A 25,401-nucleotide genomic window follows, 5' to 3' on the forward strand; every position below is an offset into this window, starting at 1 on the left:
TCAGGTCGTTTCGACTATGCTGGAAAACCTGCGGTCAAAATGTTCGGGCGCAAAATTTGAGGCATGTTCGATCGCTGCCTGCGGCTCGAAATGATCGAGGAAGTATTCCATGTCATCGATCGCCTGAACGAGGGAGGGGACGTCCTGCCGATCGAAAAAGATACCCGTTTTACCTTCAACCACACTGTCGAGCGCGCCGCCTCGGCCGAAGGCCACGACCGGGCGGCCCGATGCCATGCACTCGACAGGAGTGATCCCGAAGTCTTCTTCGGCGGTCATGATGAACGCCCGGCATGTCGCATATACCTCACGCAAGGCAGCGAAATCGAGCCGTTCGATGAATGTGATGTTGGGCCGGGCCATCGCTTTGAGTTTCTTGAGCATGCCGCCGGTGCCGACCATCGTGAGGGGGAGGCCATTCTCGTTAAAGGCTTCGACTGCGAGGTCCGGCCGCTTGTACGGGACCATCTGACCAACCCACAGGTAATTGGGCGCGACCTCGTCAGCTTGGCTGAAAAGATTTGTCTCGACGGGTGGGTGGATGACATGGGCATCGCGGCGCCACACCTTCTCGATCCGCTGCCTGATGAAATTGGAATTGGCGATGAATTGGTCGACGCGTGCGCTTGAGGAGACGTCCCACTGCCGCAGACGGTGATACATGAACGGCATGGCAAGGCGCGCCGGTGTCGATGCCTCTGCGTGGTACTGGTGATAGTGATCCCAGATATAGCGCATCGGCGAATGGCAATAACAGATGTGCTCGGAGCCGGGCCGCGTTATCACGCCTTTGGCCGGACCGGACTCGCTGCTGATGACGAGATCGTACTCGCTGAGATCGAGCCCTTCCAGCGCCATCGGCATCAGCGGCAGATAGTATTTGTACAGCGATCTCGCGAAGGGCAGGCGGTTGACGAACCCGGCCTCGATCGGTGCGCTGGCCAGCCGCGCTGACATCTTGCTACGATCATAGACATTGGTGAATAGGTCGGCATTCGGGAATAGGTGTAGCAGCCGCTCGACCACCCGCTCACCGCCGCGCATCGCCACAAACCAGTAATGCACAATCGCAACACGAGGCTCGGAAAAGGGCCTGCGGGATGCAGAGCTGCGGGCATGGCCCGGAGCGGCCACGGGACTATGCATAATACGATTCGTATTGCGAGTAATAGAAATAGGGATCATTGGGATCGAGGAACGAGCGGCGCTTCATATCCACGGCCGTTAAGGCGACGCCCACGAGGTTGACGTGCTCGGGCGGCAATCTGCGCAGCGCCGCCTTCGCCGCCACTTTCGAGGTGGACCGCCATCTGGACGCAAACACCACTGCGTCTGCCCGGCTCGCGAGGATACGCGTGGCTGCAATTGGCAGCACTGGCGGCAGGTCGAGGATGATGCGATCGAAATGTCCGCTCAGCTTTTCGAGCAGTTCGACGAATTCCTCGCCGCGCAGCAAGTGCTCCGGCTCTTCCCGGCTGGGTGAAAGGGGGAGAACGCAGAAAACGTTCTCGTCATCATATTCCGATAGGTCGAGAGGCGCGCTGCCATCCAGCACATCGATAAGCCCCTTCTGGCCTTCCTGCATGTTAAGCAGGCGGCTGATCCCCTGGCGACGAAGGTCGCAATCGATGAGCATTGTCCGCTGACCGCCTGCGGCAAGAACGCTGGCGAGACAGCAGCTGACGACGGTCTTTCCCTCATTCGGCAAAGCGGACGTGATTGCGATGACCTTTGCCTTACCGTGCGTTGCGAGGTCTATCGAAGCTCCCAAGGAGCGGAAGCTTTCTGCAAACGGCGATTTCGGCGCGTCCTGGATCGCCGTTGCCGGATGATCGGATTCGCTGCTGACCGACGAAAGGAGCGGGATCGACGCGATGCACGGAACGCCGGTCTCGCGCTCGACATCGTCCGGGGTAGAAAGGCCCTGGAACAGAGATTCGCGGATGTAGGCTGCGAGCACCCCGAGGCCCAGGCCGATGACCAGCGACAATGCGACATTAAGCGGGATGTTCGGCGAGTAGGGGAAGATCGGCGTTTCCGCGTAGGTCAGCACGCGGGCATTGGGCGTCTCGCTCCCCTCTGCGGCGATAAGTTCCTTGAAGCGGTTGAGATAGGTCTGATAGATTTCCTGAGATGCCTCGGCAGCGCGTTCGAGTTCGCTCAGGCCGACCATTGCATCGTTGTTCTGCGAGAGTTTGGCCCGTGCAGAAGAAAGGCTGGTATTGAGCGAGGCCAGCCGCTGCGCCGAAACTGCTTGGCGCGCTTCCAGATTGGAAATGACGCGGTTGATCTCGGCTTCGATGCGCTGTCTGACCTCCGCGAGCTGGCTCTGTGCACGAATGAGCTGCGGATGGTTTGGCCCATACTTGGCTGACAGGTCGGCGACCTCGGCCGCTGCGAGCGCTTCCTGAGATCTCAGGGAAGAGACGACCGGCGAACCAAGCGCCTCGCCTACGTCGTCGCCAATCGAACCGGAACGAAGCTGCGCCTGCGCGGTGGCGAGACGTGCCTGATCTTCGGCGGCTTCGGCACGGGCCGTCGTCACGGCCTGGTTATATGTCGAGATTTCCTGCTCGGTCAGCGAAGCGCCGGACGTGCTGAGCAGGTTGTTGCTTATACGGTATCGTTGCAGCGCCTGTGTATCGGCCTGCGCCTGATCTCTCAGTTCAGCAAGGCGCTGCTCTACGATTTCCCGGGCATCGGCATTGCGCTGCTGCTCGGTCGAAAGCTCCCAATTGACGAATTGGCGGGTGAATTCATTGACAATGTTTGCCGATTCCTCGGCACCTTCAGCTTCAAAAGCGATGGAAAGCGCGAAGCTTTCGCCGGCTCGTCCGACCGACACATTTTCCTGAAGATTGTCGATGAGCTCTCGGCGATCCTCCGATGCGAGCCCATTGACGAGGCCGAGTGATGAGGCGACGAGCTGGGCCATTTCTCGCGATCGGATGATCTCGACCTGCGTTTCGAGAAGCTCGCTCGATAGGACCGTTTGGGGCGCGGTCGCGGCGGTCGACTGCGTCACGATCGCCGCATCGTTGGTGACCATCACCGTCGACACTGCGCGGTAGGTTGCTCCCAGCAGGAAGGACAGAGCAAGTCCCGCCGCGATAGTGAGCAGCATGACGCCGATGATCAGGCGCAGGTGCCTCCTGAAAAAGCTGACGCTTTCGCTGAGGTCCATGCGGTCGGACGCGACGGGTGGGTACTCATCGTAACGCGCAAGTGCCGATCCCGCGGTGTCGATTGTCATCAAGTTCCGGGCTTCATTCATACCCAACCTCCATCCCCCAACGCGAGGATATCAAATCCGATTGCCGTCTATTTGGCGTGTTCGAGTGCATCACCAAGCCGCCCTCACACCGGCGGAAACGAACGCGCCGTCAAAGCTGCGTCCGAATTCACCGCCGTCCTGATCTCTGAAACCCGCAGAGACTATGAGTCCGATCCGGCCCGCCAACCGGTACGTGGCCGACCCGCTGATAGCGAAGCGCCGGTCGGTGCGGGGAAGTCCGCGGAAATCCTCCTCAAGGTAAAGCGTATCCGCACTCAGCAAGAGGCGGTCGCTTACTGCGCGTTCGGCCGTAAGGCGAAAGGAGCTGGCAATGATGGCGGGGGCTTCAAGCACGCGTCCAGGATCGACATCGCGGGCCGCCCGCGCCGTGAATCGCCATTCCGGTCTGGGTGTCCAACTGGCCTCGAGTCGGAAATTAACTTCTTGCGCAGTTTCGACGAGGGGGTCTTCGAAGGATTGCTCAATGTAGCCAGCGCCCACTTCAAGCTCGACCAAGGATGAGAGCTCATAGGAGATGCCGACGAGGGTGTAGAACCCATCGGTGTCGCGATTGGGATCGGACAGGATGTCGAAATTGAGCTCTCTGACACCAAATTCGGCGAATATTTCTGTCCGGTCGCTCAACCTCAGGTCGGCGCGCACGACCCCGTTCAGAATATCGACATCCCTAAAGGACAGGTCGAATGGAACCCCGTTGATGCTCGTATCGGAATGGTCGCGCTTCAAAATGCTCCCGGCAATGCCAAGCTCCAGCCTGTTCCCGGCACGCGAAAGCTCGAAGCCAGCTCTTTTGTCGTGAAAGACGACCGGCGTATCGGTGAAGAAAGCGTCGCCCGCAGAACCGCGTTGCTCGATCCCGCGCGAATATCCTCCGCCCAGTTCGAAATCGATATCGCTTCCAAGCTCCAGCAGCGTGGTTAGGTTGGTGCGGAACTGTTCGCTGTTCTCGGTCGAAAAATCGAAGTACCGGCGGATCTCGGCGCCTGCCTCAAGCCGGACTGCGTGCCGTGAGAAGTCGGACGCAATTACCGCGGTGGGCCTGAAGGAAAGCAGCGTATCCTCTTCCGCCAGCTCATCGAGATTGAAGATGTTGGTATCGTAAGTGAGGTCCACCGTCGCCTGAGGGAAAAGAATGAAACCCGGCGATATGCGCACTCCCTCTCCCGCATCAGGATCGAACAACTCGACAGGCGTCACCACCTCATCTGATTGTGCGTAAGCCGGCCGGGAGGCGGCAAGGCTTATGCAAACCAGAGCGGCGAGGCGGATTGCCCGCTTCTTCTGTCTGCGTGTGCTCCAGCGTGCGCGTACCGAAATGACTCTGTACGCGCTGCGCCGACGTCCGCCCCAGGGGGAGTCGATCAGCCGGAGCAACAGGATGATGTCCTGAGCCGCTCGCGAAAGCGACACAGCGAAGCTCATTCGATTGGCCCGAGCGCAATCGATCCGATTTGGATCACTCGTGATCCCGCCCGCCTTGACAGCTTGACCGCCCGCGTGTTGTCTCCGGCGCAAAAGTAGTAGGTCGCTAATCCAAATGAATAAGATGAGAATGCCGAAAGGAAGTTCGCTCGCAGCCTCGGAACGGCGCGGCGAAGTCCCGTCAGTGGGAAAGCGAAGCTTCGCCCGCGGCTTTCTGTTCGCGCTGCCAGCCTCGCTGCTGCTTTGGGCTTTGATCGTATACGCGATCTGACTGTCGAGCACGCGGCGCATCAGCACGATCCCTTCCCCGAGATTACAGCAGGTACGGTCATCAAGAGGATCCTGAGATCCATCGCGAAGGTGCGCGACCGGGCATACAGCACATCCGCAGCGACCCTTCGGGCGTAGGATGCGTCATTGCGGCCGGATATCTGCCACAGACCGCTGAGACCGGGTTTAACCTTGAAATAACTGGTAATGTACCGGCCGTATCTCGGCACTTCGGCTCTGATGATAGGCCGGGGCCCGACCAAGCTCATGTCACCGCGCAGGACATTGAAGAGCTGAGGCAATTCATCAAGGCTGGATTGCCTCAGGAAGTTGCCGATATTGGTGATGCGAGGATCCGCGGACAGTTTCTGCTTGCACTGCCATTCCAGTCGCAAGTCGGGTTGGGCCCGAAGCAGCTGCGCCAGTTTGATTTCGGCATCCACATGCATCGTGCGGAACTTCAGACATTTGAAGTGGCGCCCCTGGCTGCCGACACGTTCCTGGCGAAACAGCACGGGGCCGGGACTGCTCACCTTCACGGCTATCGCGACCAGCAGCATTACCGGCGCTAGCAAGACAAGCATCAACGCGGCGACGACGATGTCGAGCGCGCGTTTCATCGGTCCCGACGAGACCTCGACTTCGGCTGCCAGGTCCGTCCCGATCGAAATCAGATCGTTATCCGATAGCGACGGGGCCATTGTGAACACAGTGTCCTGCGCATCATGATCATCGTGGATCGCTAAGGTGGTGTCATGCTTGGTCGTGTGCATCGGTCTCACGATCTCGAAATCAGAATTGAAGGCGCCTTGATCTGGCCCGAGGCATTCGGAATCGGAAAGCCCCAGCAATCTGAAAAATCGGCGAAAATGACTGAGCAAACAACCGCGCATCGGGTGTAAGGAGTCACGCCCAAATGGGCTATCGTGAGCGGCGACTAAGTCTCGGAAAACACCTCCAAATGGTAATATCGCCCGGCGGCGGCCTCGGATAAAGTCTGTCGAGCTATGACCGCACCAGCGCGATGTAGAAAAGGAAAGCAACGATGAGCATCCAGGCGTGTATTCGGGCACTGGCATCTGGCAGAGCATTTTTGCTCGGCGGGCTTTGCTTGTTGGCATCCGCATGCGCGTCTTCCGGACTGACTTCGATCAGCGCCGCTGATGCCAATAGCGGACTGGCCGAACGTTATCTGATCGATGCTGGCGACCAGTTGCGAGTGACAGTGTTCGACGAAGAAACGCTCACCGGCGAATTCGATGTTGGCGCGGGAGGTGTGCTTTCGCTGCCATTGATCGATCCTCTCTTGGTGAAGGACAAGGGTCCGCAGCAGGTTGCAGCAATGGTCGAGCAAAGCTTGGCCGATGGAGGCTACGTCCTTGATCCGCGCGTTTCGATTGAGATCATCGAGCATCGCACGTTTTTCATCCTCGGTGAGGTGGAGACACCGGGCGAATACGCGCACAATGGCGAACTCACCTTGGAGCAGGCCATCGCCAAAGCTGGAGGCTTCACACCGCGTGCTGACAAGAACAAGATCGTTTTGAAACGTCAGACATGGTCCGAGGGGCGGATCGTTAAACTCGACAAGGCTGCGCTGAGAATCGCTCCTGGCGATACAATTACCATTCGCGAATCGTTCTTCTAGTTGAGTGGGTCCTCAATATCTCTGGAAGATGGCTCAGTCCGAGCCAAGATTAACCCTACTGAGTAACAGATCCGAAACCATCGAGAGGCGCTGAAGTCGCGGTTTTTAGCCGTTCTTCACGCCATAGCACGCGCGTCAAGGCCTTACTTTTTAATTAATCATTGCATAAAACGGCGTTGTTACGCACAATCCCTTAACCGTTCGGAGTCGCTTCCACGGATCAAGATCAAAAACAAACGAGAATGTGGGGGCAAACGGCTCGGACCGGCGGGGTCGCAGCGTTGTCTGATTCTACGGGATTTTTGAAATGACCAGCGACCTGTGCTTGATTAGCTCGAACGATATCTCACGCGAAGGATTGCAGCAGATACTGTCTTCAGACGGTTTCAATGTTGTTGTCGCCAGTGCCCGCGCAGACCGCGTGGCCAAGGCTGACTTGGACAGCAACATCTCGGTCGTCGTCGACCTTCCTGAAGCTGGCGCCCAAAGAAAGGCGATCGAGGAAGTTTGCGCCGCCTATCCCGACGCGAAGATCGCGGTCCTCGTTGACGAGTTCGATATGAGTTGTCTTGTCGAATGCCTCGAAGCGGGAGCCGATGGGTATATCGTCAAATCCATGAACTCGCAGCCGCTCATCACCGCTTTGCGCCTCGTATCCCTCGGGCAGAAGTTCCTGCCATCCGAGCTTGCCGACGTTCTGAGCAAGCACAGCTTCGATCAGAATGTCCCTAGCGGGGATGTTGCAACGGAACTGGAAGATGCGAAGCTTTCCGCACGCGAGCGCGATGTTCTTTGCTGCCTGATGGCCGGTTACTCCAACAAGGTTATAGCGCGAGAGCTCGATGTCTGCGAGGCCACCGTGAAGGTTCACGTGAAAGCGATCCTGCGCAAGCTCGATGTCGGAAACCGGACGCAGGCGGCGATGTGGGCCAGCTCTCGAGGGTTCTCCAACTTTCACCAGCTCCCCACTGAAACCGCGCCGCAACCAATGCATGCCTAGTTTGCCGCGAGCACCGGTCACGAAAATGAGGCCGGTGTCTTCCGTGCCTCAGGATCGCTCTTTCATCAGCTTCTCAAGTGCAGCCCTCTCGCCGGGGAGGCACTGAGAGGTGTTCTTGCGGGTCACCTTCTCGCAATCCCATAGCGCGATTTCCATGCCCGTCGCGGCATCTCTGACGAAGAGAAACAGAGGACGGTCCCGCGCTGAAAGCCCTGCATTCCGGTTTCGAGCGGCTTCGGCTCCATTGCCATAGCCGATTACCTGGCAGGACTTTTTCCCTCGGCATGTCTTTAGCGCGGAAAGCGCCCACCGGCCATTGGCTGCCTCACTGCCGACCGCCATGTAATGAATGTTTGAAGAGATCGCGCGGGCGGCGGCAATCGGTGACGGGGCGATGCCGCTCAACTGCGCCAATTGCGGGTTCTGCTCGGCTACTATCGTGGGATCAGATTCCGCCGCCCGATAGTCGCTATGTTTTGCGGCCAGCTCTCGGAATTCCACCTCTTCGTCAAGCCGCCCCGGCTTGGCCAGAACACCTGCGGAACCCCGCCATTTGTAGAAGATATGGGGACCAACAATCGCAACGCGGTCGAGACGGCTCGCCCACCATGGGTCGACATAGTTGGCGTGATAATGGGTCGCGGTCCCGATACTGTCATCGACCTGCCCATCGAGCGCTTGCTCTGCGAGTTTGCGAGCCCGCGTCATCGCGCGCTCGCTCGGGCGTCGCGCCTCGATCGACCCATCGCAGGTAAAGGTAAACTGGCAGCCGGTGGTCAGGTGCGATCCTTCGAAAACCACGCCGCAAACCGAATTTGGGAAGGCTGTGTGGCTGACCCGGTTCAAGATTGTCTGCATCACCGCACGTTGATCGGGCGGGCTATCGCCAGCCTCATACCATGAGGCAAAAGCAAGGCAGTCGATCGCCTTGGCTCTATCCTCTGCGTTGCCGGAATGCTTGAAGGCGCGCGAAGGACGCAAGGCACCTTCTGTTATCGCCCTCTCGCTGGCGGGACGTATGGCGACGCGATCGCGCGAAGAGGCTGACAACCGACCAAGCTTCGTTTCGGTGCTCTTCGTGTCAGCGCGAAGCTGCCGCTGTTCTTGATTCTCGCCCCAAGAATCAGAAGCAGCAAGAACGGCAATCGCCGCGGTGAGCAGACCAAGGCCAACCAAAAGCGCCCCGCGACCAGATTTCGGCCCAGGGAGCGCTAAACCTGTACCGGTATCATGCTCTTCGGTTGCTGGGTCGACTGCCATCGAGATACCCTCCGCGATGTTGAGCCGGGGGCCGGTTTACCTCGCTAGCGTCCCGGTTTTGCGACCACCTTCAGGACTGGATCGTCCGATCGCGCTGCGCTGTGGCTCCTGAGACGGTCGAATTTCTTGGCCAACGCTGCTTCAGCTTCGCTGGAGACCAAATCCGGCTTCGACGCTTTCGCCCTTGAACTGGCCGGCACCATGTCTTCGGCATTGAGCTCGAGCGTGTCGTCTTCGTCTGTTCGGGTGAGGTGCCAGCGCGTGCCGGGAATGCTGATTTTCCTCAGTTCTGCGACGGCTGCATCGATCTCGATCTGGTGCTGGTTGATTGCTTCCATCGCGATCTTTCGATCCCGCTGTGCTTCGAGATAGCGAGTGTCGGCATCAACAAACGCTTTTTCGGCCTCACGCAAAGCTTCTTCGAGCGTCGCAAGGCAGTGCGAATATTGGTTTCCCGTTTCCTCGGACATGATTGTCACCCCGTACTCAATGATTCGGCTGTTGCCGGCTGATTATCAAAGCGATGTTGGCCGCGCGGGATCGCGCCGCCGTCACCGGTCGGGATACCTGCTAGCACGGCCGTGAGGCGCAGCGATATTACCCTAAAGAGGGTGTAGGGGGCGTTTGCACGGTTCGATCGGGTCTCTCTTCAGCCCGATTTGGAGACCATCGCGATCAGCATACCATCGGTTGTTTGCCGGAATCCGACCACGCGATGACCCTTTGCACCCTTTTCCCGATCAAACTCGATCTTCCATTCCGTAATCATATCAAGCGTTGGCCTGACCCCGATCGGCACTTCATCGACATCGGCATTGTCTGCGACCTCTCCCAAGTCCTTTGAGGATTTCAGGAGAGCGGCATTGACCGCCGCTTGCGAGATCGGCTCGACAAAGTCGCACCCAAGGAATGAAAGCTCGCGCCAGATGACCTTTGCATCGACAGGTCCGATCAAGGGAAGCCCGACCTGAATAATGTCGCCAACGGAGAGCTCGGCGTCGGTTTCAAGTCGCAGACCTGAACCCGAAAGGTCATGTATGAGCGCTCTATTCGCATCGGCTGATGATCCAACGGAGGTGGCCAGGCGTAATTGCTTGCGCTCACTCTGACGCCTCTCGGCGACGATCTCAGCCTGCAATGGGCGCGTAAGATTTCCCATAGGGTAAGAAGTCCCACTCTACAGACCCTGACAATGAGCCACGAAATAAACACAGGCTGCGTTGGCACTGCAATTGTGCCAGCATGAACCTGCCGCTCCTTTTGCACGTGTTGTCAATGCGCGGTGCATAGATCAACGGCGCAGAAGGGGCAGGGCGGAGTGCTGCGTTGCGGCAGAACCGGCGGATTTTCGCCAATGTGTGCTGGCAAGGCTACTGAAATACCCTCGAAGAGCGGTGTTTCGCGATCAAGCTATTGCCAGTTGGCTAATCGCGATTGTCACAAAGTAGCACGGCTGTGTGGCGATTTTGGAGAGGGTTGCGAGAAGCCATGCTTTTCGTTTGGCATCGGCAAGCTAACTCGCGGGAAAAATCCGATTAAGCGGGCGCGTCATGCCCATTTGGGTTGTCCTCGCCGGTCAATGCTGCGAAGCGGCGATCCAGACTGAGATGTAAGCAAGGACAATGTGGTGAGTTCGGTTTCACGTAGAGGGATCATTCTGGCAGGAGGATCGGGCACCCGGCTGTACCCGCTGACGCGCGGTGTGTCTAAACAGCTGATGCCGGTCTACGACAAGCCGATGATCTACTATCCCCTGTCGGCCCTGATGCTGGCTGGGATCAGGGATATTTTAATTATCACCACGCCGGAGGACCAGGAACAGTTTCAACGCTTTCTCGGCGATGGGTCGAACTTCGGCGTTTCGCTTTCCTACGCGGTTCAGCCGAAGCCGGAAGGTCTGGCTCAAGCATTCCTCATCGGTGCGGATTTTATCAAAGACGATCCATGCGCGCTGGTTTTGGGCGACAACATATTCTATGGTCATGGCCTTCCCGACATACTCGACAGCGCGAATGCGCGGTCTTTCGGGGCGAGCGTTTTCGCGTATCGCGTGAACAATCCCGAGGCGTATGGAGTGGTCGATTTCGACAGCAACGGGAAGGCGTCCTCGCTCGAAGAGAAGCCCGTGCAGCCAAAATCGAACTTCGCGGTCACGGGCCTCTATTTTTATGATGGCACCGTTGCGGACCGGGCGCGCCAGCTCGAACCGTCGGCGCGCGGCGAGCTCGAAATCACCGACCTCAATCGCCTGTATCTCGAAGACGGTGCTCTGTCCGTCGAGATAATGGGGCGCGGGTATTCATGGCTCGACACTGGAACGCATGGCTCTTTGCTCGACGCGGCGACATTCGTCCGCATTACCGAGGAAAGGCAGGGCCTTAAAATCTGTTGCCCGGAAGAGATCGCATGGCGACAGGGTTTTATCGACGACGCGCAGCTGGAAAACATCGCCGCGCCGCTCGTCAAATCGGGTTATGGCGAATACCTGATGTCGCTGCTCGATGAGAGGCCGCGCTGATGAAGGTCTTGCCGACCGAGATTGACGGCCCGCTGGTCATCGAGCCACAGGTCTTCGGCGATGATCGCGGGTTCTTCCTGGAAAGCTGGAACGCGCAGCGGTTTGCCGACTGCGGCATCGATGCGAGCTTTGTTCAAGACAACCACTCGCGCTCGCAAAAGGGCGTGCTGCGCGGGCTTCATTTCCAGAACCCAGGACCACAGGGCAAGTTGGTGAGGGTTGTCAATGGCGCTGTGTTCGACGTGGCGGTTGATCTTCGGCGCGGCTCTGCAACTTTCGGGAAGTGGGCGGGTGTCGAGCTTTCAGCAGGCAACAAACGCATGTTCTGGGTCCCGCAGGGTTTCGCTCACGGGTTTCTTACGCTCGAAGACGAGACAGACTTTCTCTACAAGTGCGATGCTCCTTACGCCCCCGAAAGCGAGCATTCACTCGCATGGGACGATCCGTCCGTCGGTATTGACTGGCCGGTGGATGGGCTTGAGGTGCAGCTGTCGGCTAAGGACCAGCAAGGCCGCACCTTGAGCGAAGTGGAGCCTTTCGGGTGAAAGTGCTGGTCACGGGAGCGCAAGGGCAGCTCGGTCGCAGCTTGCTCGCCACTTCGCCAAGCCATGCAAACATTCATGCCGTAGACATCAGCGAATGCGATCTCACTGATGGTGACGCCATTTCTGCTTTGGTCGAGAGCGTCGAGCCGGACCTCGTCATAAATGCGGCCGCCTATACAGCTGTCGACAAGGCAGAGAGCGAAGAGGAAATGGCAGCTGCGATCAATGCAGGCGCGGTGAAGGCGCTCGTCGAGGCACATCCGGGCAAATTGGTGCACGTATCGACCGACTTCGTCTTCGACGGTGCATCTAGCCGGCCCTACCGCCCCGAGGATGACCGGGCGCCGATTTCCGTCTACGGCCGAACCAAGGCAGAAGGCGAGGATCATCTCCGCAAAGACGACCTCCTGGTTCGGACGTCTTGGGTTTACACGGCCGGTGGTCAGAATTTTGTGCGAACCATCCTCAGGCTTATGAAGGAGAAGCCTGAGCTAAAGGTTGTAGTGGATCAGATTGGCGCGCCGACCTGGGCACCTGGACTTGCGCGCGTGATCTGGGGTCTGGTGGCGAAAGGGGCCCCGGGCACTTTCCACCACAGCGATGCCGGGGTTGCGAGTTGGTATGATTTCGCCGTGGCGATCCAGGAAGAGGCGCTGGCGCTGGGTCTGCTCAATCGCGAGATACCGATCCACCCCATCCCGAGCAGCGACTATCCAACCCCCGCCGCGCGTCCAGCTTTTTCGCTGCTTGATTGCAGCAAGGCGCGCGACCTTTTGGACGACGGATACACTCACTGGCGCGAAAACCTGCGCAAAATGCTGAAAGAGGAACAAGAACTTGGCTAACCTGCTTGTGACCGGCGGTGCCGGCTTCATCGGGGGAAACTTCGTCCATTATTGGGCGGATCGCCACCCGGACGACACGATCACCGTCCTTGACAGCCTGACCTATGCTGGCAATCGGTCAACGATCGAAAGCGTCGAACAGGCGGAGCTTGTGGTCGGCGATATCCGCGATACCGAATTGGTCGAAAAGCTTTTGCGCGAGCGCGGCATTGCATCGCTTGTCCACTTCGCAGCGGAAAGCCATGTCGATCGATCGATCACCGGGCCGGACGCGTTCATCGATACGAATATTCTCGGGACCAATAGCCTTTTGGAGGCGGCCCGCGCTGTCTGGCTGGACGAAGGCAGTGGGCGCGCGCATCGTTTTCACCACATTTCGACCGATGAAGTGTACGGCTCTCTCGGTCCCGAGGATCCGGCCTTCAGCGAAACACATCAATATCAGCCGAACTCGCCCTACTCGGCATCGAAAGCCTCATCCGATCATCTCGTGCGCGCGTACCACCATACCTTCGGGCTTGAGGTCACGACGACCAATTGTTCGAACAATTACGGGCCGTTTCAATATCCTGAAAAGCTCATTCCGTTGTTTCTGTTGAACGCTCTTCATGGTCGGAACCTGCCGATCTACGGCGACGGAATGAATGTGCGCGACTGGCTTCATGTCGAAGATCATTGCCGCGGGATCGAGGTGTGCCTCGACCGCGGGCAGCCTGGGGAGACTTATAATATCGGCGGTGGTGAAGAGCTGCCCAACATGACCGTTATCGATCGCATCTGCTCCGAGGTCGATCGCGCGTTAGAGGAAATTGATGGGTTGTCGGCACGCTATCCCGATGCGCCTGCCGCAAGGGGTCGGGCGACGAGCGAACTCAAGACCTTCATTGCCGATCGCAAGGGGCACGACCGCCGCTACGCGATTGACGAGACAAAGGCGCGTGATGAGCTTGGCTATAAGCCCCGCCATGATTTCGAAAGCGGCCTGAAAGCAACCTTGCGCTGGTATCTGGAAAACGAAGCGTGGTGGCGCGCTCTTCTTGATAGAGCATGACTCAGCCAGCCGATTAATCGGATGCGGAAGAGTAACGCAGACCAGTCTGACAGATCGATTTGTTTCGAAATCAGTTTCCCGGTACGCGCTCCAGGATGCACGACCACCAGCCAAAGACTGTGACAGCTTCGCCTGAGCCGCGCGCTCAGGCGAGTGGATCATGGCGGCTGGCATGGCTGCGACTGCGGGTGCACGCCGACGCTATCGCGATGAATCCTGCAACTTATGCCCGCGCGATGTGGTGGCGGATATTGGGCAAACGGCTGCGCGCTCGGATCGCCCTCGCACCGCTTCTTGGCCGGTCGAAAAGCGCATACGCATTATGGCTTGCGCTGGGCAGGGACCAATTCGCGCGCGCTGATGAAGTTAGCGGAAGCCCCGTGACCATCGTCGCGCTGGTCGAAGACGGCGATGGTAAAGCAGGCACGCTTGCAAGCCTGGAAAGAGAGGGAATCGCGGCAGAAATTGTGTCCGGGCGCCCTCAAACGGACCTGATTGACCGTTTGGCTCGCCGGAATGCGTGGGTGCTGCCCATGGTGAGTGGCGACTTACTCGCGTCGGGGGCGGGTGCACTGTACCGCCAGGCAGCTTCGACGGTGACCGACAACACTCATCTGGTTTACGCAGACGATGACCTTATCGATGACAAGGGATGCCGGACCGATCCGCACCTGAAACCGGACTGGAACAGCGAACTGCACCGGTATTTCGATTTTCTGACAGGGGCCGCGATTGTCAGGCTGCGCGATAACAGCGCCGATGCGTTTCGCTCGCAAGATTGGGCAGCGGACCTGATCGCAGATGCCGTAAATAAGAGCGGGGACGGGGAAATCGTACACCTGCACGGAATTCTCCATCATAGACGCAGTCGTCCCCTACCAGAGACTGTCCCACCGATTGCACTCTCGGAACAAGGCTCAGCAGCCCTCTCTCCCATTAGTGTGATCGTCCCAACCCGCAACGGCTTGAAATTCCTTTGCAAATGTCTCGACGGACTGGCGGGCACACACTACCCGGGCCCAATTGAGATTATCGTCATCGACAATGGCAGCGATGATCCGGAAGCATTGCAATACCTAGCAGATATCAAGCCTGATTTTGCCAAAGTCCTTCGCGACGATGGCCCTTTCAACTTCGCCGCTCTCAACAATCGCGCTGTGGCACAAGTGACCGGGGATATGCTGTGCTTCCTCAACAACGACATCGAAGTGGTCGATCCTGAGTGGCTGACGATCCTCGCGCACCAGGCGCGCCGCACCGATGTGGGGTCGGTCGGCGCTCGCCTCCTTTATCCCGATGGCAGGATCCAGCACGCTGGCGTGGCAATGGGAATTGGCGGCGGCGCGGCGCATGCCCATCGGTTGCTAAAGCCAGGAGAGCCCGGCTATTTCCACCGCCACTCGCTTCCGCAATTTGTATCGGCTGTCACGGCTGCTTGCCTGGTTGTCGAGAAGGAAAAATTTCTTGCGGTGGGCGGGTTCGACGCCGATCATTTTGCCGTCTCTTTCAACGATGTCGATCTATGTTTGAAGCTGAACGCAAGAGGTTGGCGCTCCCTCTACGAACCCCGCGCGACGCTTGTTCACCACGAATCCGTATCACGCGGTCAAGACCGGGACCCTGCTGGTGCTGCGCGCCTCGCGCAGGAATTGGATGAGCTGCAGAAGCGATGGGGACAGTTTTCTCCCTATACTGCCCAAAGCGAAGATGGCCGTGCTGTGGATCCCTTCCATCACCCCATGCTGAGCGCTTATAGCGAGCAATTCGTATTACGTCTTTAAAAGGTGCCGATGTCCGCCAAATCCCTCATGTCGCCGATACCGTCCGAGCGTCTGAAATTGCCCGAGGTCACGATCTGCGCCGCTAGCTCAACGAATGTCGAGGCGACCATTCTGGCGATCGAGACAAGCCTTGCGTATGTGGAGCCTGCCGAAGCGATCCTGTTCACCGATGTCGATGTGAGCCAGGTAGGGCTGCCCATCAGTGATGCAATCCGGGTGGTTCGGATCGAGGAGCTCAGGTCTTCTTCGGCGTATTCGCACTTCATCGTCGATGAACTCGTCAAGCATATCCAAAGCAGCCACTGTCTGGTCGTTCAATGGGATGGGCACATCATCGATCCAGATCGCTGGTCCTCGGAATTCCTGGAATACGATTATATCGGTGCGAGCTGGCCGCAATTTGACGATGGGAGGTGCGTTGGAAATGGCGGCTTTTCGCTCCGCAGCCGCAGACTGATGGAGGCTTGCCTCTCGCCCGACTTCCAAAGTCACCATCCTGAAGACATTGCCATCTGTCGCACCAATCGCGCGCTGCTTGAAAAGCAGGGAATGCGTTTTGGGCCGGCCGATTTGGCGGACATGTTCTCTGCCGAACGCGCGAGCGACCCAAGTCGGACCTTCGGCTATCACGGCGTGTTTTTGATGCCTGAAGTGCTGGGGCCGGAGCTGTTCTGGGAGCTTTATCTCTCGCTCGACGAACGGGGTAGCTTGAAGCCCGACTTTCGGGCCCTGCGGCGTGCGGTGAACAACGGAGAAAATGGCGGACGACGTTCGCTTCGGATGCTCGGAGACCGTGTAGCCGACATGATCTTACCCAAACGCTGATCTGGGCGTCCAAGTCGGCTGGCAAGTCGGCCGGCGCAATTCGCTTGTCATGCGATGGGCGTTCGCCTAGGGCGCTGCGTCCGCCCTGAGAGCCTCCTGACGCACGGCGCAGAACGACGCAAAACCCCAATTATTCTTGGGATATTCATCTGACTGCTGCTAGTCACCGCGACGCCGCTGCGCCAATGCTACCTCTGCAGAGGCGAGAAGCTGCCCCTGATTGCCACTAAGTGATATTGATTGCCCATGCATCACGATCCTGAATTACAACGCCAGGCCGAGGCAACCGTGAAGGAAAACCGGATTGTAGCGTTGCTGCGTCGTTGGCGGTGGTTCGCTGCGTTCGTGGTGCTGCCATCGCTGCTCGGGATACTCTATTACGGCTTTATCGCGGCGGATGTGTACGTTTCGGAATCCCAGTTCGTCATCAAGGCTCCGGATCAGAAGCGAGCGAGCACCGGATCGCTTGGCGCCTTGCTGCAAGGCACTGGACTAGGTGGGGGCCAAGAGCAGGCAAGCGAGATTATTGGTTACATAAAATCCCGCGATGCTCTGGCCGGCTTGACGCAACGCACTGACGTACGAGGCGCATTTGCGTCTCAGGAAGCTGATTTTTTGAGCCGTTTCCCGTTAATCTACCAAAGTGGATCGTTCGAAGATCTCTACGCATATTACGGCTCCATGGTGACGGCCTTACCTGACCCGGAAACCGGCCTTACTCAATTGAGCGTCAAGGCGTTCACTCCGGAGGAAGCGCAGGCGATCAACCTCGGCCTCCTTCAGCTGAGCGAAGAACTGGTCAATCGCCTTAATGAGCGCGTCAATTCCCAAGCCATTGAAGAGGCCGACGCCAGGGTGGCTGAAGCTCAGGAAAGAGTTCGCGATGCCCGCATTCGGCTCGGAGCCTATCGGAATACTGCTCAAATTCTGGACCCTCAGCAGCAGGGCTTGGGTGTATTGGCAGTATCGGATGAGCTCATTGCACAAGAAGCGGCGTTGCGTGCGCAACTGACACAAATGAAGCGCATTGCCGCCGATCACCCTTCGATTCCGGCCTTGGAGGAGCGTATTGCCGCCGTGTCGCAGCAAGTCGCATCGCAAACAGCGCGGGCCGTTGGCGGTCCGGATGGCTTGGCTTCGCGTATGACGGAATACGAAAACCTTCTAGTTGAACAGGAGTTCGCGACAGAACTTCTGACCATCGCCAACGCCGCGCTGGAACAAGCGAGGGTAGAGGCTCAACAGCAAAAATATTATCTTGAGCGAGTTGTCGAGCCAAATCGCCCGGATGACGCGATCCTTCCTTCTCGTTTTACGAATATCTTGGCTGTGATTTTCGCGAGCCTGTGCCTCTATCTCGTGGGTTGGATGCTGGCAGTTGGTGTGCGTGAGCATTCGCCCGAAGACTAGCATATGAAACGCTTTTCGGAGGGATTGCGGATCCAGTTGAAGGTCATTCAGGCCTTGCTGATCCGGGAGCTCGTGACACGATTTGGCCGCGAAAACATCGGCTTTTTGTGGGTCATGGCTGAGCCGCTGCTATTCGCGGGACTGGTGGGATTGGTCTGGACTTTCGTCCGTGGCCCGGAGAACAATGGCTTCAGCGTGATCGCTTTCGTGGTGAGCGGATATATCCCGCTTACTTTTCTGCGCCACTCGTTTGGCCGTTCAGCCAAGATTTTTCAGACAAACGGCCCACTTCTCTACCATCGACAGGTCAAGGTTCTCGACTTCATCTTCGTTCGTGTGACGATCGAAGCGATTGGGGCGATGATGGCCTACACCTTCGCCGCGATCGTTCTGGTTTTCTTCGATGTGTTTCCGGTGCCATCGAATGTGGGTGCACTCGTTGCTGGCTGGGCAGTCTACGTGGCGTTCGTTCTTTCCGTTTGCGTTGTATTAGCCCCTCTATCCGAGATGTCGGAAGTGGTCGAAAAGCTCGTGCCGATAAGCGTTTACATCTCGATACCGCTTTCCGGCGTATTCAATCTTGCTGCCTGGTTGCCTCCCAATGCGAGAGAGGCGCTCATGTGGTCTCCTCTGGTGAGTGGCATGGAACTTATGCGCTACGGGCTTTTCGGTGACTTAGTGACGCCGTATTACGATCTGACAAAAGCGTTCGGGTTGACGATCGTTCTCATGCTTATAGGGCTTATCCTTTGCCGACGCGTGCGGCGGACATTGACGTTGACATGATTTACTGTCGCAACATCTACAAGAATTACCGCACAGGGAAGATCGACAAGGCCGTGCTGCGCGGTGTCGAATTTACGATTAATCCTCGCGATCGCATCGGTCTGCTGGGGCGCAACGGCGCTGGTAAATCGACCCTCATACGCTTGATCGGCGGTGTCGAGATGCCGACCGCTGGCAGGGTTGTCCGCAAGATGAGTTGCTCTTGGCCGCTGGGGTTCACCGGAGGCTTCCAAGGCAGCCTTACGGGGTACGATAACGCGCGCTTCATCGCGCGTATCTACGACAAGCCTTATTCGGAGATGCGGGCTTTTGTAGAAGATTTCACTGAGCTTGGAAGCCAACTCCACATGCCGGTGAAGCTGTACTCTTCGGGAATGCGCGCGAGATTGGCATTCGCTCTGTCCTTGGCGATCGAATTCGAGTGCTATTTGATCGATGAGGTCATCATGGTCGGTGACCAGAACTTCCAGCAGAAATGCCGGGAGCAATTCTTCGAAAAACGAGAGGATAGAGCTTTGTTGCTAGCTTCTCACAGCCTCTCGACTGTCCAAAAGTATTGCAACAAAGCGGTCGTGCTGAACGACGGAATTGCGACGCTTTACGAAGATGTTGGCGAGGCAATTTCTATTTACGAAGCGCTCTAAACCGTCAATGTGGGACAGCTTCATCAAACGTGGCGGGATGCACCATCTATTCCGACATGACTGACAGAGAGTTCAAGCATTGATTTCAAGAATGGGTGCAAGGCACGATGACACCAGAGGATCAATACGATCTCGATATCCAACGAATTCTGCGCGCCGAGATTGCCGATCTGAATGAGAGACACAAGGTAGCAATAAGCTTGGTACATGGCATGTATTCCATCGTCTTGGACGGACCTGCTGAAGGGTTGCCATCGATCGCTCGCCAAACCGAGCTGGTCGGCGAAAGCGCGTTTTTCAGCGAGCAGTGGTATTTGAAAAAATACGATGATGTTGCCGGGAGCAGGATGAATGCTGCCGAGCACTATGTTCGTGCGGGCGCTTTTGAAGGACGTGACCCTGGCCCGGAATTCAACAGCATGGATTATTACATGGCCAACCCTGACGCTGCTAAAGCGAATTGGCCGGCGCTGGTCCATTATCTCGAGGTCGGTCGTGCTGAAGGTCGACCACTTTTTTGATGGAGGCCGCACTTGATATCGGGGGCTGAACTTCGGGGCGGCGAAGGCGACCACCGCGAGAGTTTCGAATGGCTGCAACGCGAGAAGGGCGTCCGTGCGGGTTTGTCGGCACAAGCCCACGCGCCTGAATTGGATCACCTATTGTGGCGCGGATATCATGGGCGCGTCCTGCCTCGTCTGGAAGCGCTGCTTGATCATGGACCAGCGGTTGAGCGAGCTTCGGCAGGATGGGTGCTCGCGCGTTGGTATTCGGAGCAGGGCGACTTGGAGAAGGCTCGACAAGCGATCCTCGCCTTCCACTCCCAATCAGCCAAGGATCAGCTGATTGCGCATCCCGGTCCGTATCTGCTTGCTGTAGAATTGTGCTTGGACTGCGGCGATGCGGCAAGCGCGGAGCTAATATTTGAACAGGGCATAGCGCGCTTTGGCGAAACTAACGATTTCCGCTTAGCTCGCTTCTTGCTGGCAAAAGCTAAGGGCGAAACCGTAGCCGATCTCTCAGCCATTCTCAGCGACATCTATTTCGCTTCCGAGCTCGCCGAGGTGGTGCTCGGCGGAGGAAACGGGCACTTGTTTGATCGTCTACGAGGCGGACCAAGCATGGCGCGACGGGAAGGGGCTCCCGATGATCCATTAGTAAGCATTATCGTCCCGGTGTTTAACGCAGCCAGAGAACTATCAACTGCGATCAAGGGGTTACAGGCGCAAAGCTGGGAAAATTTGGAAATCCTGCTGGTTAATGATGGCTCGTCGGATGATAGCCTTGCGATAGCGAGTGCAGCGGCCGCACACGACGAACGCCTTCGCATAATCGATCTTGGCAAGAATCAAGGGGCTTACCCCGCGCGCAACACTGGCTTTGCCGAGGCGCGAGGCAAATTCGTTACCGTTCATGATTCCGATGATTGGTCGCACCCGCAAAAAATAGAGCAGCAGGTGCAGCCATTGATCGCTGATCGAACTCTGAAGGCCACAGTCTCGCATTGGGTGCGAGCAGGCAACAACATCGAGATGACTCGTTGGCGCATGGAGGAAGGATGGATTTATCGAAATGTTTCCTCACTGATGATCCGCGCCGAGTTGAGAGAACAACTGGGCTACTGGGACCGGGTCAAGGTCAATGCTGATACAGAATACTATTACCGGATACGATCTGCGTTCGGGGCCAACTCGATAAAGGAGGTGTGCCCCGGGGTCCCGCTCGCCTTTGCGCGAACGCTCCCTGAGTCGCTGACTAATCAAAGCGCGACTCATCTTCGCACACAATTTGCGGGTGTTAGACGGGATTACATGGAATCCGCTCATGTTTGGCATGAGACGGCAGATAATGTGCAAGGCCTGCGGCTGGCGCGTCATCCAGCGCAGCGCCCCTTTCGAGTTCCGAATGCGATAACGCTTGGCGATCCCGAAGGGCCGGAAGGCGACTATGATCTGCTCACGGCATCACATCTTCTGGATGAGCAATGGTATCAACTCGCATATCCGGATGTTCTCCAATCTGGAATGAGCGCCGCGCGTCATTACCTAAAGACGGGCGCAAAGGAAGGGCGCGATCCGGGACCACTTTTCAGCACGAGCGCATACCGCGAGGCTAACCAGCTGGGTTCAGCGGTAAATCCTTTGCTCCATCACCATCGGGAGCAAGGCATTGGGAACACGAGTGGCCTTCCAAACTTCGAAGGCGCGCTTGCTGATTTGCTACCAGAAACAAAAACTGTGCTCGTTTTTGCGCACACGGCGGGCAAGACGTTGTTCGGCGCGGAGCGCAGTTTTTTGGATGTAGTCGCGCGCTTGGTTCGCGGCGGATTTGCGCCAGTAGTCGTGGCGCCAAGTATGCCGAGCGAAGAATATCTTGGCAGGCTGCTCGAAATCAGCGCCGCTGTCGAAATTCTCCCTCAAATTTGGCGCAGCGGCCTGCATCCCGTCAATTCGCAAACGGTCGAAGCCATCCGGTCCCTGATCGTGAAGTACCGACCGGCCGAAGTGCACGTGAATACGGTGGTCCTGGAGGCACCATTATTGGCGGCGCGCGCTGAATCGGTACCGAGTGTCATGTACGTGCGCGAACTGCCGGCCGAAGATATGCCGCTGTGCCGCGCGTTGAGTATGAGCCCCGAGGCTTTGCGCTTGCAGCTGCTAGAGCAGGCGGACCGCTTCATCATGCCATCGGAGTCAGTCCGCGAATGGCTGGGATGCCCAGAACGCTGTACAGTCAGACCGAACGCCGTCGATCCGTCCTTGTTTGATTTACCCTACGACCCAGGGCACGTTCTTCGAATTGCCTTGATAAGCAGCAATATCGAGAAAAAGGGTGTCAGGGAGTTCGTCGCTGCGGCGAGAACTATCGCGTGGATGGGACAGCCTGTCAGGTTTCTGATCTTCGGTCCACAGACCCCTGACTTACTTTCCTTAAGCCCGCTGCCCCCAAACGTGGAAGTCATGGGCTATGCGCCGCGTCCTATCGATGCGATCGACCAAGCGGATGTAATTGTAAGCCTGTCGAAATTCGCCGAGAGCTTTGGCCGCACTGTAGTGGAGGCCATGGCCGCAGGTCGGCCCGTGATTTGTTATGATCGCGGTGCGCCGCCATCGCTGGCGGTGAGCGGTGAGACAGGCTTCGTCATCCCGGCCGACTCAGTGTCCTGGATCGTTGATGCTGTGCTGGCCCTAGATGCTTCACGATTGCAGCTTCGCAAAATGAGCCGGGCGGCAAGGCGTCGTGCGCACTCGATCCAGAAACTCGCTCTAGCCTCTAGCCTAGGTCGCCTACCTTGAAGATCTGGCGGTTTTCACTTCGTCCACTCTTGAGATAGTGGATCAACGCCGGAATGCCCTCATTAGTGACGTCCGGGTTGGCCTTGTGATATTTGAAGGAACTGAAAAGCGGACCGGGATCGCGGAGTTCGTATGCACCGTCCGACACAAAATGACGGACTGGATCGATACCGCTCTCTTGAACATCCCGATTGACCGCCAAGTACCAATCCCGGTCGAAAAGTCCTGACGCTTCGACAAGTTGGGTTTCTTCGTCCAAGCGTTTCTTATGACGTCTGCGGGCCATTGGATTGAAGGTCTTTGCCTTGGTTCCCTCATATTTCGACTGCGTCGCTTCGAGCTTGGAACGAATGTGATTTTGCAGCAGTCCATCTTCCCACTGGAGGGTGATCCGCTTTAATTCCTTTTCATTTCTCGCGAGCAGGTGGCCAAGCCGCGAGATTTCGATCAACCCCTGCTCATATCTCGCCCTCAGTTTCTCAAAGTCGGGCGCGCCGCCGCTTGTCATCGCGCTATCTCGCGAGGCCGTTCCTCGATTGGCGACCGCGACGTCGTACCCCAGCTCTTGCAATAGAGTACCTATGCGATGAGGTTCACCACTGTCGGCGTGGGTAGTTGCCAGTTCGCGAATGCAGTCTTGCTGCTGCGCACCAATCAGCAACGCGTACATTCCTGTCTCGTCGACGAGATCAATTTTCGCAGGTGTCTCAAACGCTGATTCTAATGCTCGGACAGCTTGATCTTCGGCGGAATTGGCAACCGTACCGAGGAGAAGCACGATTCCTCGGTCAGACAAGAGATCGCGCCACGCCTTCGCCGGAAAGTCTGCTTGATGCCCGTTTTCCGGCACGCGCAGAATGAGTAAGTCGACGCCCTTGCCGACGAATTGCGGTGCATAGCGCTGGTCGTGTATTTTGAGGTCAGAGAACTCCCCGTAGAGCTTTTCGTTTCTCATCAACAGGTCGGTGCGCGCCAAGTTCTCATCACTGCCCGAAGAGATGCACACACATTGCTTATCAGGGCCCAGCTGGTCTACGGCTTGGCAAGCGGCGAAATAGGCCACGCCATCGCCGAAACCCAGTTGCACCAGCGATTGTGGCCGATGATTTTCGATCAACCAAAACAAGAACGGCAGATGTCTCAACTCAGGTGAGTCCACCGAATAGAGAGGGGTCTGGGAGAGCTTGTGGTCTGATGACTTGTTCAATGTAACTATCTCTCCATTATGCAGACGGATGGCGTTGCATCGTTGCCTGCAGCAAGAAGTGTCTATCCTCGTCGCCCGACAAGACCTGTCAGTCTTTGATCGCGAATATGGTGAGGTTTTCCGTCGGCGATTTCCATGGTTTGCGGGAGGCGACCCTTTCACCGAGCGCGCGAGCTTCGTCGGCCGTGGTCACTTGAACCCCTTCTGCAGCAAGAGCCGGGTCCATCTCCGGTTTGCTGTTTGCATAGACGATACGCATCCCGAGTGTTGTTAGGATCTCAAGGATCGTTGGCGCACTGATATATACCACATGGTCGGTGAGAAACTGGCCTTGCTCGGGAAGTCCCAGACCTTGCGCATAAGCGTCGGCGAATTCACGCGGGAAGTAGGGTGGCCATGGTGACTCGGCATGACCGTCCCAGCAATTTCGCGTGTCGTCGGCGAAAAGTGAAAGCGTCCCGCCAGGCTTCAAGACCCGAATTATCTCGCGCAGAGACGCCTGCGGGGAAGTAACATGCTCGAAGACAAACCAGGTATAGCAATGATCGAAGCTGTTGGACGCGTAGGGCATCAAGCGACCATCATACATCGTCAAACAGTCCATAGCCCGGGGTTCGACGCTTTCGGCGTTCTCCCGGTATTCCTCTTCCCGACCCGGGTCTACCTCAATCCCCGCGACGTCCAAGCCCTCTTGCAGTGCCGCAATAACGAAGCCACCTGCCCCGCATCCAAAATCGAGTACCCGACCTGATGGTCGTGAACCAAAATATTTGGCGTGGTCTAGACTATACCGTCGAAATCGCTTGGCTCCGCGATCGATGATGGACATATTTACTCCTGAATTGAACAGTGCGGTGTAGGTGGTGCCCCATCAACGCGCGTGTCCCACGAGCAACGCTCGCTGTGCACGCCGTGCGGACCCTTATGAAAAGAGTTTAACGTGGTTATTCGCGAACCAGCATGACGTCGTTGTACATCATGGGCTGGAGTGCGAGATAGCGGAACTTCCACGGATTGTTCAGGCAGAACTCGTGAACTGCGCGCGCGACACCGCAATGGTACATGCTGGCTGGCGACCAGACAGCATAGTCGTTGAAGATCAACACGCCGTCGGACTTGAGCTTTGGCACGGAGGCCTCAATGTCGCGCTTCACGCCATCGTATCGATGATCTGCATCGATATAGATTACATCGAAATAGTTGTCCGGCATTCGCGACATGTTGAGGCCGCTATCCCCGACATGAGTTTTCACTCGGTTTTCGCCGCTCTCCAGTTCCTCAAGGATCGTTGGGTTTACGAGGCGCTCGATATCGATGTCGAAAAGATGCAGTTTCAGGGGTTCGCAGCGGGTCAACAACTCAAGAGAGAAATCTCCACGGTCGACTCCGATTTCGGCGATCACGCCGCCTTTTTTGACTTTATCTATCAGTGCAAGACGATTGATCAGGACCTCGCAGCCTTCGACTTTTGACGGAGGAAGTTCTGAAGCTGGGTTATGATACCGGCCGCCGGTGTTGTGGAACTCTTTGATCGCTCTCGAGAACGCACGGCGCTTCTGCTCGACAATCTCGAAAGTCATTTCTGGTTGGCTTGTCAT

General features: G+C 57.3%; 23 protein-coding genes. 13 read left to right on the forward strand and 10 right to left on the reverse strand.

Going from position 1 to position 25,401, the window contains the following annotated elements; genetic code table 11:
- The 4 genes from IB285_RS01970 to IB285_RS01985 form a co-directional block, all read right to left on the reverse strand.
- On the reverse strand, positions 1-1,065 hold the full coding sequence (locus tag IB285_RS01970) for a glycosyltransferase (protein WP_328705833.1): 1,065 nt from the start codon (positions 1,063-1,065) through the stop codon (positions 1-3).
- Positions 1,066-1,138: 73 nt separating this feature from the next.
- Positions 1,139-3,253, reverse strand: coding sequence for a GumC family protein (locus tag IB285_RS01975; protein ID WP_190786595.1), 2,115 nt, complete (start codon positions 3,251-3,253; stop codon positions 1,139-1,141).
- 90 nt (positions 3,254-3,343) lie between these two features.
- Positions 3,344-4,717: an outer membrane beta-barrel protein gene (locus IB285_RS01980; protein WP_190786596.1), complete on the reverse strand. Its 1,374-nt coding sequence runs from the start codon at positions 4,715-4,717 to the stop codon at positions 3,344-3,346.
- A 290-nt stretch (positions 4,718-5,007) separates the two neighbouring features.
- Positions 5,008-5,760 carry a sugar transferase gene (locus IB285_RS01985; protein WP_234033035.1) on the reverse strand — a complete coding sequence of 251 codons (753 nt, stop codon included), beginning with the start codon at positions 5,758-5,760 and terminating at the stop codon, positions 5,008-5,010.
- 341 nt (positions 5,761-6,101) lie between these two features.
- Here IB285_RS01985 and IB285_RS01990 point away from each other — a divergent pair, with 341 nt between their 5' ends.
- Positions 6,102-6,635 carry a polysaccharide biosynthesis/export family protein gene (locus IB285_RS01990; protein WP_234033036.1) on the forward strand — a complete coding sequence of 178 codons (534 nt, stop codon included), beginning with the start codon at positions 6,102-6,104 and terminating at the stop codon, positions 6,633-6,635.
- A gap of 307 nt (positions 6,636-6,942) precedes the next feature.
- Entirely contained in the window at positions 6,943-7,635 is a 693-nt protein-coding gene (locus IB285_RS01995) for a response regulator transcription factor (RefSeq protein WP_190786598.1), read from the forward strand.
- A 48-nt stretch (positions 7,636-7,683) separates the two neighbouring features.
- Here IB285_RS01995 and IB285_RS02000 read toward each other — a convergent pair whose 3' ends face one another.
- The 3 genes from IB285_RS02000 to IB285_RS02010 all read right to left on the reverse strand — a co-directional run bounded on the left by IB285_RS02000 (position 7,684) and on the right by IB285_RS02010 (position 10,054).
- Entirely contained in the window at positions 7,684-8,895 is a 1,212-nt protein-coding gene (locus IB285_RS02000; RefSeq protein ID WP_328705834.1) for a cell wall hydrolase, read from the reverse strand.
- Positions 8,896-8,939: 44 nt separating this feature from the next.
- Entirely contained in the window at positions 8,940-9,365 is a 426-nt protein-coding gene (locus tag IB285_RS02005) for a hypothetical protein (protein WP_190786600.1), read from the reverse strand.
- 179 nt (positions 9,366-9,544) lie between these two features.
- Entirely contained in the window at positions 9,545-10,054 is a 510-nt protein-coding gene (locus IB285_RS02010) for a PilZ domain-containing protein (RefSeq protein WP_190786601.1), read from the reverse strand.
- Positions 10,055-10,522: 468 nt separating this feature from the next.
- Between IB285_RS02010 and rfbA the strand changes: the two genes are divergently transcribed.
- From rfbA to IB285_RS02065, 11 genes are all read left to right on the forward strand, one after another.
- Positions 10,523-11,413 carry a glucose-1-phosphate thymidylyltransferase RfbA gene (rfbA, locus tag IB285_RS02015; protein WP_190786602.1) on the forward strand — a complete coding sequence of 297 codons (891 nt, stop codon included), beginning with the start codon at positions 10,523-10,525 and terminating at the stop codon, positions 11,411-11,413.
- A complete protein-coding gene (rfbC, locus tag IB285_RS02020) occupies positions 11,413-11,958 on the forward strand; it encodes a dTDP-4-dehydrorhamnose 3,5-epimerase (protein WP_190786603.1) in 546 nt (181 codons plus the stop codon). The genes rfbA and rfbC overlap by 1 nt, the downstream gene beginning before the upstream one ends.
- Entirely contained in the window at positions 11,955-12,803 is an 849-nt protein-coding gene (gene rfbD / locus IB285_RS02025; RefSeq protein WP_190786604.1) for a dTDP-4-dehydrorhamnose reductase, read from the forward strand. Before rfbC ends, rfbD begins: the two co-directional genes overlap by 4 nt.
- Positions 12,796-13,854 carry a dTDP-glucose 4,6-dehydratase gene (rfbB, locus tag IB285_RS02030; protein WP_190786605.1) on the forward strand — a complete coding sequence of 353 codons (1,059 nt, stop codon included), beginning with the start codon at positions 12,796-12,798 and terminating at the stop codon, positions 13,852-13,854. Before rfbD ends, rfbB begins: the two co-directional genes overlap by 8 nt.
- Before the next feature lie 380 nt (positions 13,855-14,234).
- Positions 14,235-15,635: a glycosyltransferase family 2 protein gene (locus IB285_RS02035; protein ID WP_328705835.1), complete on the forward strand. Its 1,401-nt coding sequence runs from the start codon at positions 14,235-14,237 to the stop codon at positions 15,633-15,635.
- Between the two features lie 9 nt (positions 15,636-15,644).
- Positions 15,645-16,460, forward strand: coding sequence for a DUF5672 family protein (locus tag IB285_RS02040; protein WP_190786607.1), 816 nt, complete (start codon positions 15,645-15,647; stop codon positions 16,458-16,460).
- Between the two features lie 246 nt (positions 16,461-16,706).
- Positions 16,707-17,870 carry a capsule biosynthesis protein gene (locus IB285_RS02045; protein ID WP_190786608.1) on the forward strand — a complete coding sequence of 388 codons (1,164 nt, stop codon included), beginning with the start codon at positions 16,707-16,709 and terminating at the stop codon, positions 17,868-17,870.
- Between the two features lie 3 nt (positions 17,871-17,873).
- Positions 17,874-18,656, forward strand: a complete 783-nt coding sequence (locus IB285_RS02050; RefSeq protein WP_190786609.1) for an ABC transporter permease — start codon at positions 17,874-17,876, stop codon at positions 18,654-18,656.
- Complete coding sequence (locus tag IB285_RS02055) at positions 18,653-19,300, forward strand: ABC transporter ATP-binding protein (RefSeq protein WP_190786610.1); 648 nt, start codon at positions 18,653-18,655, stop codon at positions 19,298-19,300. Before IB285_RS02050 ends, IB285_RS02055 begins: the two co-directional genes overlap by 4 nt.
- A 107-nt stretch (positions 19,301-19,407) precedes the next feature.
- Positions 19,408-19,821: a hypothetical protein gene (locus tag IB285_RS02060; RefSeq protein ID WP_190786611.1), complete on the forward strand. Its 414-nt coding sequence runs from the start codon at positions 19,408-19,410 to the stop codon at positions 19,819-19,821.
- A gap of 12 nt (positions 19,822-19,833) precedes the next feature.
- Complete coding sequence (locus IB285_RS02065; RefSeq protein WP_190786612.1) at positions 19,834-22,596, forward strand: glycosyltransferase; 2,763 nt, start codon at positions 19,834-19,836, stop codon at positions 22,594-22,596.
- Here IB285_RS02065 and IB285_RS02070 read toward each other — a convergent pair.
- The 3 genes from IB285_RS02070 to IB285_RS02080 form a co-directional block, all read right to left on the reverse strand.
- A complete protein-coding gene (locus tag IB285_RS02070; RefSeq protein ID WP_190786613.1) occupies positions 22,574-23,803 on the reverse strand; it encodes a hypothetical protein in 1,230 nt (409 codons plus the stop codon). The genes IB285_RS02065 and IB285_RS02070 overlap by 23 nt on opposite strands.
- An 88-nt stretch (positions 23,804-23,891) precedes the next feature.
- Complete coding sequence (locus IB285_RS02075) at positions 23,892-24,632, reverse strand: class I SAM-dependent methyltransferase (RefSeq protein WP_190786614.1); 741 nt, start codon at positions 24,630-24,632, stop codon at positions 23,892-23,894.
- 115 nt (positions 24,633-24,747) lie between these two features.
- The gene (locus IB285_RS02080) at positions 24,748-25,401 is read right to left on the reverse strand and encodes a class I SAM-dependent methyltransferase (protein WP_190786615.1); all 654 of its coding nucleotides are present in this window, start codon (positions 25,399-25,401) and stop codon (positions 24,748-24,750) included.

The organism is Erythrobacter rubeus (assembly GCF_014705715.1).
In the GTDB taxonomy this organism is placed as follows: Bacteria; Pseudomonadota; Alphaproteobacteria; order Sphingomonadales; family Sphingomonadaceae; genus Erythrobacter; species Erythrobacter rubeus.